The 12,726-nt window shown below is 60.0% G+C and carries 16 protein-coding genes; 5 read left to right on the forward strand and 11 right to left on the reverse strand.

Features of this window, described 5'->3' with window-relative positions:
- Nucleotides 1-125 precede the first annotated feature (125 nt).
- The 6 genes from AC3EML_RS27340 to AC3EML_RS27365 form a co-directional block, all read right to left on the reverse strand.
- Entirely contained in the window at nucleotides 126-602 is a 477-nt protein-coding gene (locus AC3EML_RS27340) for a hypothetical protein (RefSeq protein WP_352521321.1), read from the reverse strand.
- A 469-nt stretch (nucleotides 603-1,071) separates the two neighbouring features.
- The gene (locus AC3EML_RS27345) at nucleotides 1,072-1,896 is read right to left on the reverse strand and encodes a DUF2971 domain-containing protein (RefSeq protein ID WP_488505352.1); all 825 of its coding nucleotides are present in this window, start codon (nucleotides 1,894-1,896) and stop codon (nucleotides 1,072-1,074) included.
- 51 nt (nucleotides 1,897-1,947) lie between these two features.
- The gene (locus tag AC3EML_RS27350) at nucleotides 1,948-2,736 is read right to left on the reverse strand and encodes a hypothetical protein (protein ID WP_352521323.1); all 789 of its coding nucleotides are present in this window, start codon (nucleotides 2,734-2,736) and stop codon (nucleotides 1,948-1,950) included.
- An 89-nt stretch (nucleotides 2,737-2,825) separates the two neighbouring features.
- Nucleotides 2,826-3,218, reverse strand: coding sequence for a RidA family protein (locus tag AC3EML_RS27355; RefSeq protein WP_352521324.1), 393 nt, complete (start codon nucleotides 3,216-3,218; stop codon nucleotides 2,826-2,828).
- A gap of 238 nt (nucleotides 3,219-3,456) precedes the next feature.
- On the reverse strand, nucleotides 3,457-3,921 hold the full coding sequence (locus AC3EML_RS27360) for a cupin domain-containing protein (RefSeq protein ID WP_352521325.1): 465 nt from the start codon (nucleotides 3,919-3,921) through the stop codon (nucleotides 3,457-3,459).
- 299 nt (nucleotides 3,922-4,220) lie between these two features.
- Nucleotides 4,221-4,772 carry a DUF4142 domain-containing protein gene (locus tag AC3EML_RS27365; protein WP_023691533.1) on the reverse strand — a complete coding sequence of 184 codons (552 nt, stop codon included), beginning with the start codon at nucleotides 4,770-4,772 and terminating at the stop codon, nucleotides 4,221-4,223.
- Nucleotides 4,773-5,104: 332 nt separating this feature from the next.
- On the opposite strand from AC3EML_RS27365, the gene AC3EML_RS27370 reads away from it, so the two are divergent.
- Nucleotides 5,105-5,443, forward strand: a complete 339-nt coding sequence (locus AC3EML_RS27370) for a hypothetical protein (RefSeq protein WP_023697061.1) — start codon at nucleotides 5,105-5,107, stop codon at nucleotides 5,441-5,443.
- A 287-nt stretch (nucleotides 5,444-5,730) separates the two neighbouring features.
- Here the strand turns inward: AC3EML_RS27370 and AC3EML_RS27375 are convergent, their stop codons facing one another.
- Nucleotides 5,731-6,219 carry a GNAT family N-acetyltransferase gene (locus AC3EML_RS27375; protein WP_352521327.1) on the reverse strand — a complete coding sequence of 163 codons (489 nt, stop codon included), beginning with the start codon at nucleotides 6,217-6,219 and terminating at the stop codon, nucleotides 5,731-5,733.
- Nucleotides 6,220-6,224: 5 nt separating this feature from the next.
- On the reverse strand, nucleotides 6,225-7,154 hold the full coding sequence (locus AC3EML_RS27380) for a lytic transglycosylase domain-containing protein (RefSeq protein WP_023713917.1): 930 nt from the start codon (nucleotides 7,152-7,154) through the stop codon (nucleotides 6,225-6,227).
- Nucleotides 7,155-7,331: 177 nt separating this feature from the next.
- Here AC3EML_RS27380 and AC3EML_RS27385 point away from each other — a divergent pair, with 177 nt between their 5' ends.
- Nucleotides 7,332-7,910 carry a methylated-DNA--[protein]-cysteine S-methyltransferase gene (locus AC3EML_RS27385; protein WP_352521328.1) on the forward strand — a complete coding sequence of 193 codons (579 nt, stop codon included), beginning with the start codon at nucleotides 7,332-7,334 and terminating at the stop codon, nucleotides 7,908-7,910.
- A gap of 162 nt (nucleotides 7,911-8,072) precedes the next feature.
- Here AC3EML_RS27385 and AC3EML_RS27390 read toward each other — a convergent pair whose 3' ends face one another.
- Entirely contained in the window at nucleotides 8,073-8,399 is a 327-nt protein-coding gene (locus AC3EML_RS27390; RefSeq protein ID WP_023823440.1) for a hypothetical protein, read from the reverse strand.
- A gap of 298 nt (nucleotides 8,400-8,697) precedes the next feature.
- Here AC3EML_RS27390 and AC3EML_RS27395 point away from each other — a divergent pair, with 298 nt between their 5' ends.
- Nucleotides 8,698-8,910: a cold-shock protein gene (locus AC3EML_RS27395; RefSeq protein ID WP_015316174.1), complete on the forward strand. Its 213-nt coding sequence runs from the start codon at nucleotides 8,698-8,700 to the stop codon at nucleotides 8,908-8,910.
- Between the two features lie 230 nt (nucleotides 8,911-9,140).
- Nucleotides 9,141-9,341 carry a hypothetical protein gene (locus AC3EML_RS27400; RefSeq protein ID WP_352521329.1) on the forward strand — a complete coding sequence of 67 codons (201 nt, stop codon included), beginning with the start codon at nucleotides 9,141-9,143 and terminating at the stop codon, nucleotides 9,339-9,341.
- Between the two features lie 100 nt (nucleotides 9,342-9,441).
- Here AC3EML_RS27400 and AC3EML_RS27405 read toward each other — a convergent pair whose 3' ends face one another.
- Both AC3EML_RS27405 and AC3EML_RS27410 read right to left on the reverse strand, forming a co-directional pair.
- Complete coding sequence (locus tag AC3EML_RS27405) at nucleotides 9,442-10,302, reverse strand: EAL domain-containing protein (RefSeq protein ID WP_352521330.1); 861 nt, start codon at nucleotides 10,300-10,302, stop codon at nucleotides 9,442-9,444.
- Nucleotides 10,299-11,198, reverse strand: a complete 900-nt coding sequence (locus AC3EML_RS27410; protein ID WP_352521331.1) for an EAL domain-containing protein — start codon at nucleotides 11,196-11,198, stop codon at nucleotides 10,299-10,301. Before AC3EML_RS27410 ends, AC3EML_RS27405 begins: the two co-directional genes overlap by 4 nt.
- A gap of 275 nt (nucleotides 11,199-11,473) precedes the next feature.
- Between AC3EML_RS27410 and AC3EML_RS27415 the strand changes: the two genes are divergently transcribed.
- Entirely contained in the window at nucleotides 11,474-12,676 is a 1,203-nt protein-coding gene (locus AC3EML_RS27415) for a pyridoxal phosphate-dependent aminotransferase (RefSeq protein WP_352521332.1), read from the forward strand.
- Nucleotides 12,677-12,726 lie beyond the last annotated feature (50 nt).

A 12,726-nucleotide genomic window follows, 5' to 3' on the forward strand; every position in this document is an offset into this window, starting at 1 on the left:
AGGCTTAGTCCGCGTAGCGGACGGAACGCCAATCAACTGGCTTCCGTCCGACGCACGCATTGGCCCGTGACGTTGAGCCGGGCTTGATGGGTCAGCATAGGCCCCCGTTCAGGGGATGCGTATCCCTACTCGGGAACGAGCATAGTGATCTCACCGGTAACAACGTACTTGCGCCCTGTCACTTTTCGATATCGATCCCATGACGAAATTTTGAAGTGAGTCTTTTCACCTTCTTCGCTAACTGAAACATCATATGTCGCAACTCGCCACGTTTTCTTCTCGTTTCGATAGAACTGCATTTCGATATTTGCAAACTTTCCTTTTATGTCTTTTGTAAAATTTGCAATAAGCTCATGCTTACCTTCCCCAACCTGCATTGCTTCCTCAAACTTGATGGTCACGGGTTTGTATTTGGGTTCTGGCGCCGGTGGCGGGCTCGGCTCTGCTATCCCGTACACCTCCCGAGCGACTCGTAACAAATCCTGCGGTCGCTCTCGGGCACATTCTTGCACCTTGCCAATTTCATCATCGTTCCCATCTTGGCACTGCTCAAAGCCTTCACGGACACCGTTGGAATCACCAGAACTGGCATGCGACGCCATGTATCCGGACCCGTTACATTCCTGTTGATGTCCGGAAGAAGAACATTGATCACGACACCATGCGATACCGTTCTTTACGTCCTGAAGACGAGCGTCAGAACAGCTGGCCCACGACAAAGTGGGTGCGATTAGAATAAAAAAAACTGCAAACAGAATGTGTTTCGAGTTCATTAATTTCACCCCCCATTTTAACTGTTTACATACATGCATGAAACCGGGTTGTTGAAAAGACCAGACATTCGAAAGTAATAAAATTTCGGCCGAGTGTCAGCATCCGCATGGATCGCGCCAAGGCGGAGAGCTTAGAAGTCAGATGCTGGAGTATTTCGTGCAGGGAAAGCATAACCAGAGTCATACCAAAGTTCCAATTAATCTGCACATGCAACGCGCAGTAGAATCGTGGCGTCTATCAGCGACGAGGGCGCGCTTTGTAAAGAACATTGCGACCTGCTCACTGCCTGATCCGGGCTTATACCCGAAAGGGAACTGTTGACTGCTCAACGGCGATTTTGAGACCCTTGATCTGCAGGAATCTTTCTATGCTCTTGGCGGTAAGCATAAACTCAGGGCCGGGCCCAACTGTGATTTTTGAAATCGGCAACATGCTTGCCGCTTCCGGTCCTATTTTTATAAAAGGAACAAGAACTCCAGCTTTTTGGCGGAACTCGACGCCATCCATTGGCAACTCATCTCTAAACACAAAGCGCCATTCTCGCTCGTCTCTGAAACCGAAATGTTTAAATTGCGGTATGAGTTCACAGAGTATCTCATAGGCTACGGCAACGGAGTCGCTGCTTGGCCGAGATCTTCGGCTAGCATCAAGGACCACCAAGTACGATTTAAGCTCCGAAGTAACCTTCGGCATTCCATTTGTATTACCATATATCACTTTGAATAAGTGAGCCCCGTGAGGCTCCATAAGCTCCTCTAGTTGCAAGCGACGAAAAGTTATAGAAACACCTTGCGTATCTCCTCCATAACCCCGCCATAAGCTTAGCATGTCACGCTGCTCACAAAAGCACACTGCATAAGTATCGGGTATCTCACCGGCTTCAAGCCTTTCGGCTGCGGCCTCGAAAGCTTGAGACCACTTAGCCGGGGTGTTTGAAAATTTAGATGATTTAAGCGCCCTGCGGGCAAGTGATATGCCATGCAAAAGCTCTTGCCTATCATTAAGGAAAGACACGTTTGAGGCCCAAAATTTTCCTGTTTTCAATAAACCCAAGAGTCCACTAAGATCCGTATAGTGCGTAATAAATAGCGGTGTTTTTAGGACCTTTAATTTTTTGACCAAAACGCTCTCTCCCTATGATTGTTTTTTGGCCATTTTTTCAACTTCTATTTTTCAGATCGGAACTTCGGTGACAACTGTTTTCGCAACCTTAGCCTTAGCCCGCTCCAATTTACTCATAGCCCTCCGCATCCTAGCGACAGCTTCCTTCGCCTTGTCGCCTTCAATCGTGTCTCGCTTGATCACTTCGTTTTCGACCAACTGCGACAGGTTCTCGTTGCCGACCTTGATGTCGGGAAACAGCTTCCGTATCTCCCGGCGCACCACCGAGATCACTGCTTCGGAACGGATGATTGCTGAGACGGTAAACTTGTTGAACAACTGGGCCTGCTGATGGAATGCGTCCATCGCATCGGTCGTCAGCCCTTCCTTGGCGAACAGGAACAGGCACTGCAGATGATCCTCATTCTTGGGATTCATGTCCGCCAAGACGATGCGACAAACTTCTTCATGGCTGATCTGATTTGCGACATAGATGCGAACGAGCCGCCATTCGACCGCATTGGTCAGGATCACCCAGTGAATGCCTTGGTGGGCTCCGTAGTCGATAACCTGCCTCAAGTGATTATCGGCCAAGCTGCTGCCCGCTGATTTCACCTCGACAAGCAATCGCAGTTTTCCCGCGATCTTAATCGCGAGATCGCAGTATGTGGCTTTGATCTGATGCTCAGAGGTTAGTTCGTCATATTTATCATAGCCAAAAACATCAGCCAGGATGTCCTTGACCAAGGTAACCGTGTCGGCCTCCGCGACATCGGATTTTTGCTGAGCCAGCGTAATCCGCTGGTACTTCTTTAGATTCGACGCAACGCGTTCGCCGAATTTCTTCGGTAATTTGCTCATGACTCGCCCTCCATATCCCCGAAGAGATTTGAGGACGACTTTACTTCAAAGACAAGCGGAAATTATTTCATGAGGGGATGAAGTGCCCCTCACCCCACCGCCACGCACTCGATCTCGATATCGAACTCCATCGGCCATGACGCCACCGGCACGAAGGTTCGCGATGGTGGGTTTTCGGGAAAGTGCCTTGCATAGACGCGGTTGATGGCGTTGTAGAAGCCGGAATTGACGGCGTAGATGCGCACCATCACCACATTTTCCAGCGAGGTGCCGGCCGCTTCCAGACAGTGCTTCAGCGCCTTCAGCGCCGCCTCGGTCTGCGTTTCGATGTCGCCGCGCACCATCTCGCCGGTCACCATGTCCACCGGCGGCGTCGCCGAAATGAACACGAAGCCATTGGCCCTTACCGCCGTCGAGCAGGGCAGCCCGAGCGCCCGCACCTTGGCCGACATGACGGGCACTTCGATGACTTCTTTTTTCATGGTGATGCTCCCTTTGTTTGCCAAGCTGGCGCCAAGGCCCCCTCACCCAGCCTCCGCTTCGCTCGGCTGACCTCTCCCCGAGGGGAGAGGAGCCGGTCAGCGCCAGCGCTTCCCTCTTCTCCCCAGCGGGGAGAAGGTGGCCGCGAAGCGGTCGGATGAGGGGGCCTGCGCCACCTTTGATCGTGAGGAGCTTATCCCCCCGCCCAGCGAACGCCAGCGCCGAACCATGGTCCAGCCCTCACCCCTGCCCCGGATAGGGCATGCCGTCCTTGTGCAGGAACCTGCCATCCGAACTCGGGCTCATCATGTCGATGTCGGAGCAAGTGATGAGATCATCCGAATTGCGCGAGCCGACTTCGAGATAGCGCGCCGTTGTGGACGAGCGGTTGATCATGTGGTGGCCGTTGCCGCTGTTCTTGGCAAAGGTCGCGCAGTCGCCGGCCTTGAGCAGGGTCTCGCCGCCATCCTCGACCAGCACCAGTTCCCCTTCCAGCACATAAACAAGCTCGTCCTCATGGCTGTGCCAGTGGCGCTGGCTGGACCAGCCGCCTGATGGCAATGTCATCAGGTTGACGCCGAAATCGGTGAGGCCGCCGGCATCGCCGAGGCGGTGGCGTGTGCGCTCGGCGCAAGGGGCGTCGAAGGGTGCGGGGTAGCCGGAGCCCTTGCGGACAGGCACGGTGGACAGGTCGAGCTTGGGCATGGGAGCTCCATTGAATTGGTGGCGGCAGTGTATGTCACTGCCGGCGCAGCCACAGAGCCACTTTGCCGCAATGCCTTGCCAACGGCAGGCATCGGCCGTCGCACTCTACGGCGCCCCCTCTGTCCTGCCGGACATCTCCCCACAAGGAGGGAGATTGGCTGTCGCCTCAGCCTTCGCCAATTTTCACCGTCGCAAGAAAAGCACGGCGCCGACGCTGCTGATCTCCCCACTCGTGGGGGAGATGTCTGGCAGGACAGAGGGGGCGCCGTAGAATGCTATTGCTGGCCAGTCACCAGCCCTCAACCCTGATGCGCCGCCGCGAGTTCCTTCACGTGCTTCTCGTGCATCTGCAGCGTCGGCAGCGTCTTCTTGGCGAATTCCTTCATCGCCGGGTCGTCGCCCGAGTTGGCATAGCTGCTGAAAAGGGCAACTGCCTCCTTGTGCGCGTCCGTCTGCATCTGGATGTACTTGGCGTCAAAATCCTTGCCGCTTGCGCTCTTCAACTCGTCGAGCATTGCCTGCTCCTTCGGCTGCAGGGCCGGTCCCGCGGCTTTGGTCGAACCGGTGGTCTGGCCCTGGCTCAGCGCCGCCTTGAACTCCTTGCCGGCTTTGGTGTGGTCCTTGACCATCTGCTTGGCGAATTTCTTGACGTCAGCCGCCTTGGATTTCTCCTCCGCGAGCTTGCTCGACTGGATTTCGAATTCGTTGGAGCTGGGCACGGTCTTGACGAAGGTTGGGGTATCGACCTTGCTGGCGGCCATGGCAGGCGCGACCGCGGTCGAGTTGGCCGCAAGGGCGGCAGGGGCACCGGCGAACAAGGCGACGGCGGCAATGGTGAGAAGCGTTTTCATCTGAGGTCTCCGATTTTGAAAATTTCCCTCGGCTAATCAAACGCGGCATTGGCGGCAGGGTTGCGTCCGGAGAACTATTCGTCAGCGACCATCTGCCGAAGGGCCGTCCCGAGCCCCTGGCGGACAAACCTGAGGACAGCACGCCTCGCCATATTGCAGCTGTTCGTTCCAGTTCGGCCGACCCTCAGGCGTGAAATCCATAAGGTTCCACAGGATCTCGCAGATGCCGATGGCGCGCTGATCCTGGTCCTGATGGACGGCGCTGCATTGGGAGCCGGTTGCACTTCCCTGTATTGAGTCTGCAGGTTAGGTTTCCGGAGCTGGGGAGACACATGCAAGAGGATGAAGAGATCGATCTGCGCTGCCCGCAAGTGGTGGCCGACAATGCCGCCAAGGGGTTGAGGCTGCGAAGAGAATTCGGCCGGGGCGGCACCGAGATCGGCGTGGCGCGGGCGACGGAACTCAAGAACCGCGAAAAGCTGGCGCCATCCACTATCCGCCGCATGGTCAGCTACTTCGCCCGCCACGAGGTCGACAAGCGCGGCAAGAATTACGGCAATGAAGACAATCCATCGGCCGGCCATATCGCCTGGCTGCTGTGGGGCGGCGACGAGGGCCGCGCCTGGGCGCTTGAGCTCAAAAAGAAGATCGGCAATGCGCCCGATATCTGAGGGCTACCGCAAAACGACTGGCGGGCCCCAAACCCCCGCCTGGGACCCGCCAAGGAGTGGCTGAACACATGCCGGTGCAGCCGCCCCACATCTGCCAGTCGTCGATCCGCCATCGGTCGAAAGGCATGGATGGTGAGGTAGCATCCGGTTGCGGCGGCCAATGTGAAGCAGTTCACAATCCGGAGGTTTTCAACAGCGCTCGAGCAATTCCAGGAAAGGTGGGAACCGGTTTTCCCGGGAAAAGCGCGTAGCGTTTTCCCCAGGGAATTGCGGCAAGAAAAAAGCCCTTACCCTTCCCAGGCGACAGGCATCATTCCCAACCGCTCGTAGAGCCTGAGCGCGGCAGCGTTCTCGACCGTGTTGGTCTTGAGGTCGACATGGGCCGCGCCTCGATCGCGAAAGGCGTTGAAAGCCTGCCACATCAGCGCTTCGCCAATGCCTGTGCCGCGCGCTTCGGGATGGACCGCGAGGTCCTTGACGAAGGCCCTGGTCCAGCACAGCGCTGCCGCCGCCAGCCGTCCCTTGGCGTCGATGACCAGGAAACACAGCGCCGGGTCGAATTCGGCATCGCTGGATATGCGCGGCCACCATTCGTCGAACGGGCCGTCGGTGCCGTCCTCGAACACCTCGGTCAAAAGCGCATGCAAGGGCTGCGCGTCACCATGTTCGAAGCAGCGCATGGTAAAGCCGTCCGGCCAGTGCGGTGCAACGAGCGTCTCGTCGAGGATCTTGCGCAGCCGGATGTCGTTTGGAGCCGGCGGGCGCGGTTCAGGCATCGCGCTCAGGCGTCGGGCTGCAGCCGGCGGCGCTTGCGGTCGACACCGAGGCCGGTCGCCTCGAGCAGGCCTTTGCGCTTGGCGTCGAAATAATAGCCGGTCTGGTAGAGCCAATCGGCCTTCTTGGCGTTGCCACCCGCTACCAGCCAGGCGCCACGCAGATATTTGACCGCGTATTTCAGATTGGTTTCGGCGTCGAACAAGCCCTTGGCCGGCCCGTCATAGCCCATGCCGCGCGCCGTCGCGTGCTTGATCTGCATCAGCCCCCAATGGCCGTTATTGTAAGCCTTGGGATTGTAGGTGCTTTCGCGGTTGACGACGTGGCGCACCAGATCGACCGGCACCTCGTAGAGAGCAGCGTATTTCTGGATCAGCCGGTCGACGTCGCCGCGCATGCCGGTCGCATGCTCTTCTTCCGGGAGACCGAGCGGCGCGGCGGGGAACTGGCCCAGGGAAGCCGGGTTCTGCGGCACGACATAGGCTACCTGCTGCACGCCGGGCATGGCGTTCTGGCCGCCCTTGGCGGTCACCGGCATGACAAGGCCGGCGGTCGTATATTGCGCCGCGACCGGCTGTCCGGCTTTGGCGGGCGCAGGCGCCTGCCAGGCGTTGGCGGCCATCACCGCAGGCAGGGCCGGGGCCGTGGGCGTCGCGCCGGCAAAGGCCGCGGTCGCGGCAACCGGCTGCGCAGCGGCATCGAGCGCTGGCGTGGCCGGCGTCGCTTCGGCCGACTGAACGGGTGTTATGCCCAAGGATTGCGGCAGCACCGAAACCGTATCGGGCAGCGGCACGGTGAAGCCGGCATCGCTGCCGGCAGCGGTCGCGGTTTCGGTCAGCGCAGGCGTAGCCTTCATCTGCGAGGTCGATTGGCAGCCGCTGAGGGCAGCTGCGCCGACGATCACAGAGATCGCGATAAGGTTGAATTTTGCTGGCAAGCCGCGCGGGTCCGATTTGTCGGTTGTTAAGAAGTCCTTACACCAGCGATTCCTGGTGGGCAATCGGGACCATCTGGTGGTTTTCGGGTGGCGAGAGCCGGGCTCAGATGCCATATTGTTCTGCATATGTACCGGTCGGTATCCCGGTTTTCGCCGCTTTGCGGAAAGGAACGCATCATGGAAACGGCATCTTCGATCACAGCCGGCCACGCAGTGTTAGAAACAGTGATCGGCTTCATGGGCATCGCCTGGAGCGAAAAGGGCCTGATCCGGCTCTGCCTGCCCGAAAGGAGCCGCGAAGCGGTGGAACGCCGACTGATGCGGCATGCCGGTGTTGCCAATACGACTGCGAACACTGGGCAGCCGCAATGGGTGGTCGAGCTGATCGCCTCGATCAAGGCGTATGCCACAGGCGAGGACGTCGATTTCTCCGGCGTGCCGGTCGATCTCGACGGCGTCGACGACTTCCGTCTCGCCATCTACGACGCGGCGCGGAAACTGCATTACGGCGAAACCACCACCTATGGCGAACTGGCCAAGCGCGCCGGCCAAGCCGGCCTGCCGCGCGAAACCGGGGCAGCGCTGGGCGCCAACCCGGTGCCGCTGGTCATCCCCTGCCATCGGATTCTCGCCGCGGGCGGCAAGATCGGCGGCTTCTCGGCGCCCGGCGGCTCGGCCACCAAGGCAAAGATGCTGGCCATGGAAGGCGTGCGCGTCGGCCCGCCGCCGGCGGCGCAGGTCTCGTTCGGGTTCTAAGAGCTTGAATGGTATGCCGGCTGGGTATGTTGAGATTCAGGTCAGGCCGCACCGAGAACTATGGTCTTCGAGAACCGGAGCGGAGCGTACTTAATGTACGTGGGCACCGGACGCGCAGAAGACCATCGTTCGCAGGCCGGCCTCACCTGAATATCAATATGCCTAATGACGGCGCAGGAAGCGGCGGTGAAAATGGTCGTTCTCGACCCGCTTGCAGAGATAGACCGGGCAGGACTCGGTATCGGCGCTCGGTACATAGGCGCGCTTCCTGACCTCGCCGATATTGCAGAATTGCTGGCTCTGCACATAGCGGTCGAAGAGCGGCAGCCCCGGCACGCGCCTGGACTGATAGCGCAGGATGACCGCGCCCTGGCGGGCGATCGTGCCTTGCACCCTGTCGCAGCTCATACGAGTGGGGTCGTAGCGCGAGATCGCCTGCGCCTCGGCGGCCGCCAGCGTCAGGCAGGCGGCAAGCAGAATGGTTTTCACAACCGTTTTCATGACAGTCTCCCAAAACCGGACTAACGCCGTCGGGCGTCCCGGTCTTCCCGATTGCTCGACGCTTTCATGCGATTGGGGCGGCCTTTGGGCGGCGCCACCGCAACGCCATTTTTCGAGCCATCTTGTTTTTGGTGCGAAACCCGCCTATATCAGCTCCATTGATATTTCGGCCGATCGATCCGGGCCTCGCGATCTTCGCGTTTGCTGACGTCTATCTCCAAAATCTCGATACAAACCGGCTGAACCTCGGTTCGGTCAAACCAAAGCAAATGCGAGGACTATTCATATGGCAACTGGTACGGTCAAGTGGTTCAATGCCACCAAGGGCTTCGGCTTCATTCAGCCTGATTCGGGCGGTGCGGACGTTTTCGTTCACATCTCCGCTGTCGAGCGCGCTGGACTGTCGACCCTGGTCGAAGGCCAGAAAATCAACTTCGAGATCGAGCAGGACCGCCGCACAGGCAAGTCGTCCGCTGGTTCTCTGAGCAAGGCAGCCTGATTTTGCGATAGCGCGCGCCGGACGAGAGTTCGGGGCGCGCGGCAAGTCACGGATGTACTGACGGTCGCGCGAGAAGCGCGCTGGAGCAGAAAGACCCGACAAGCTGGATCAGCAGATAGCTGCCGGCCCGGACTTAAAGCTCCGATCAGGCTACCGAAAATGGGAAGGCGGGATTTATCCCGCCTTTTTGTTTGTCTGGAATTGGACGATGGCCATGCTAGTTTCGCCCCATGACCAAGCTCGAACAGATTGAAAGATCCATCGCAGCCCTGAACACCAAAGAACTAAAGGCCTTTACCAAATGGTTCGCAGCGTATCAGGCAGAGGTGTGGGATATGCAGATCGAGGCGGACGCCAAGGCTGGCGGGCTGGATAAGTTTGCCGAGCAGGCTTTGGCTGAACTTCACGCGGGCCGAGTTCGCCCTCTTTGAATGCGCGCTACGGCCGAAGGCCGCAAGCCCAACCGGGCATCGCGCCCGTTGGCGTCCGGTCCGGAACGAGCCGCGAAGCGGCGGCAAGCGCGAGCACAAATCAGCGCCGCAGATGCAGCGGCACCACCTTGTTGTCGGCGCCAAGCAGCGCCTCGATCGACAGCGGCTCCCGGTTGAAGATCGTGCCGGCCAGCGCCGGGCGGCCGAGATGGAACCCCTGTAGCAGGTCGACGCCGCCATCCAGCGCGACGCGCAGATGCACGGATTGCTCGATGCCTTCCACCAGCACCTTGGAGCCGCGATCGTGCAGCGACGAGACGAGCGGCCGGAAGAAGCGCTCGGCGGCAGCGTGGCGGCAGAATTCGGCGAACCAGCCGCCGTCGATCTTCACAATATCCGGTTGAAGCAGGCTCATCCGCTCCGCGGTCGAGTGGCCGGTGCCGAAATCGTCGATGGCGATGCGGATGCCGTGGCGCCGCATCTCGCGCACCAGCGGGGCCAGCACATTATCGTCGGCCGCCTGTTCGGTGATCTCGCAGACCAGCATGGCGGCATGCAGGTCGAGATCGCCAAGATGCCGCGTCATCAGCCGGATCTCGGCCAGCGCCCGCCCGAGATGATCGTTGATCATCGGGTTGTAATTGAAGAACAGGTCGAGCCCGTCGATGCCGATGTTGCGGAAGTTTTTCAGATGCAGCATCCGGCACATCGTCTCGACAAACAGGCGGTCGCCCGGCGCAACACTGTCGAAGAACATGGCCGGTGCAACCGGCATGGAAGCGCGCTGCGGTTCGATCAGCGCCTCGACGGCAACCGCGGCCAACGCGCCGCCGCGTGGCGCAAAGATCGGCTGGTAGGCGCTCTTCAGCCGGAACGCGCCGTAGACGCCGTATTCGATGCCGACCTCGTCGGCAAAGATCGCTTCGCCGATATCGCGACGCCTCTCGCGCTGCCCGGTCATGGCCCGGTCCTGCGCCCGAACACCCTGCCCGGCCGCGCCGGAGGCGCTGCAGTCGGGCCGGCAGGCGTCTTGCCAGGCTCGGCCGCCGCGACAGACGGCTGCCCATCCTTGCCGAAAGCGCGAAAGCTGGTCGGCGCCAGTTCCGGCTTCGCCAGCACGAAGCCCTGCACCATCGATGCGCCGGATTTCTCGGCCAATTCAAGCTGCCAGCCTTCCTCGATGCCTTCGAACACCGTGCGGATGCCCTGTAGTTCGAAGTTCGTCACCATGGCAGTCAGCAGGGCAAAGCCGGCGCCGGATTCCATGAGCTGCGTGATCCAGTGCGCATCGAATTTGACGATGTCGGGCTTGAGCTCCTTGATGCGGTTGATGTCGGATTCATCGGCGCCGTAATCGTCGACGGCAATGCGAAAGCCATTGGCCCGCAGCGCCTCGACAAAGCTGTAGAGCGTTTCCTGCGACGCCGACTTCTGCTCGGTCACCTCGCACACGATGCGGCGCGGATCGATCCCGGCTTCGTGCAGCACCAGCCGCATGTCGCGCAACGCGTTGTCGGCGATGGAGCGCTCGGTAAACACCGACGGATCGAAATTGACGAAGATCGAAGCCTCTTGCGGCAGGCAGGCGCCGGCATTGAGCAAATGCAGCGTGCGCGTCAGCGCCTCGATATGCAGGCGGTCGCCGGCCGGACAGGTGCGGAAGAAGTTCATCGGCGATTGCGGCTCGCCGTCACGAAACGGCCGGATCAGCCCCTCGAACGCTGCGATCGAGAGCTTGCCCCCCTTGAAGGCGAAGATCGGCTGAAAGGCGCTCTGCAGCGTGTAGGGACCCCAGACACCTGAAGCGGTGCCGTCATCGTGACGGATGATGTGGGCAAGCCCGGTGCTGCGCGACAAGGGTCCCTCGCTCCGCGAGACAGGCGAAATGGCTGGCGATCCTGCCGTCAAAGGTTTTAGCGGCCGTTGATGAATTTATTCTTGCCGGGGATAAGCGTCGATTGCAGAGCCCGCAACGCAGACTGAAACCGTCATGCACGCGCTCCAAAAAGGCGATCTTCACAGGTCCTTGACCCCTGGCTCATCCGACAATGCTTGCACTTGCCGGGTCGATGCGACATGAGAAGCGCCGCAGCTGTTTGCGGTTGCGCCGACCCCTCTGGAGATATCTGGTCATGGCCTTTCTTGCCGACGCCCTTGCCCGCGTAAAGCCTTCCGCCACCATCGCGGTGACGCAGAAAGCCCGCGAGCTGAAAAATGCCGGCCGCGACATTATCGGCCTCGGCGCTGGCGAACCGGATTTCGACACGCCCGACAACATCAAGAATGCGGCGATCGAGGCGATCCGCCGCGGCGAGACCAAATACCCGCCGGTTTCGGGCATCGCGCCGCTGCGCGAGGCGATCGCGAAAAAATTCAAGCGCGAGAACAATCTCGACTACAAGCCCGAGCAGACCATTGTCGGCACCGGCGGCAAGCAGATCCTGTTCAACGCCTTCATGGCGACGCTGAACCCAGGCGACGAGGTCATCATCCCCCGCCCCTATTGGGTCAGCTATCCCGAAATGGTGGCGATCTGCGGCGGCACCTCGGTGTTCGCCGACACCTCGATCGACAATGGTTTCAAGCTCACTCCGGCCGCGCTGGAGAAGGCGATCACGCCGAAGACCAAATGGCTGCTGATGAACTCGCCGTCGAACCCGTCCGGCGCCGCATACACGGAAGCCGAGCTGCGCGCGCTGGCCGACGTGCTCTTGAAGCATCCGCATGTCTGGACACTGACCGACGACATGTACGAGCACCTGACCTATGGCGACTTCGTCTTCAGGACGATCGCCGAGGTCGAGCCGAAACTCTACGAGCGCACGCTGACCATGAACGGCGTCTCGAAAGCCTATGCCATGACCGGCTGGCGCATCGGCTATGCCGCGGGTCCCGTCCAGCTGATCAAGGCGATGGACATGATCCAGGGCCAGCAGACCTCGGGCGCCTGCACCATCGCGCAATGGGCCTCGGTCGAGGCGCTCAACGGCCCGCAGGATTTCGTCGCCAGGAACAAGGCGACCTTTCAGGGCCGTCGCGACCTCGTCGTGTCGATGCTCAACCAGGCGCGCGGCATAACCTGCCCGTCGCCGGAAGGCGCCTTCTATGTCTACCCGTCCTGCGCCCAGCTGATTGGCAAGAAGACCAAAGCCGGCAAGGTCATCGACACCGACGAGACTTTCTGCTCCGAATTGCTCGAAGGCGAGGGTGTCGCGGTGGTGTTCGGCTCTGCCTTCGGCCTCGGCCCCAACTTCCGCATCTCCTACGCCACGTCGGAGACGCTGCTGGAGGAAGCCTGCACGCGCATCCAGCGGTTCACGGCATCGCTGACCTGAACTGGCGGCACCGAGACATGAAACCCGGCTTCGAGCCGGGTTTCATGTCA

The sequence above is a fragment of the Mesorhizobium sp. P170090 genome, assembly GCF_057786115.1.

Coding starts and splice junctions, on each gene's coding strand:
- AC3EML_RS27340 (WP_352521321.1), bottom strand. CDS start 602: ATGGCGTCGCATGCCAGTTCTGGTGATTCCAACGGTGTCCGTGAAGGC.
- AC3EML_RS27350 (WP_352521323.1), bottom strand. CDS start 2,736: ATGAGCAAATTACCGAAGAAATTCGGCGAACGCGTTGCGTCGAATCTA.
- AC3EML_RS27355 (WP_352521324.1), bottom strand. CDS start 3,218: ATGAAAAAAGAAGTCATCGAAGTGCCCGTCATGTCGGCCAAGGTGCGG.
- AC3EML_RS27360 (WP_352521325.1), bottom strand. CDS start 3,921: ATGCCCAAGCTCGACCTGTCCACCGTGCCTGTCCGCAAGGGCTCCGGC.
- AC3EML_RS27365 (WP_023691533.1), bottom strand. CDS start 4,772: ATGAAAACGCTTCTCACCATTGCCGCCGTCGCCTTGTTCGCCGGTGCC.
- AC3EML_RS27370 (WP_023697061.1), top strand. CDS start 5,105: ATGCAAGAGGATGAAGAGATCGATCTGCGCTGCCCGCAAGTGGTGGCC.
- AC3EML_RS27375 (WP_352521327.1), bottom strand. CDS start 6,219: ATGCCTGAACCGCGCCCGCCGGCTCCAAACGACATCCGGCTGCGCAAG.
- AC3EML_RS27385 (WP_352521328.1), top strand. CDS start 7,332: ATGGAAACGGCATCTTCGATCACAGCCGGCCACGCAGTGTTAGAAACA.
- AC3EML_RS27395 (WP_015316174.1), top strand. CDS start 8,698: ATGGCAACTGGTACGGTCAAGTGGTTCAATGCCACCAAGGGCTTCGGC.
- AC3EML_RS27400 (WP_352521329.1), top strand. CDS start 9,141: ATGACCAAGCTCGAACAGATTGAAAGATCCATCGCAGCCCTGAACACC.
- AC3EML_RS27405 (WP_352521330.1), bottom strand. CDS start 10,302: ATGACCGGGCAGCGCGAGAGGCGTCGCGATATCGGCGAAGCGATCTTT.
- AC3EML_RS27415 (WP_352521332.1), top strand. CDS start 11,474: ATGGCCTTTCTTGCCGACGCCCTTGCCCGCGTAAAGCCTTCCGCCACC.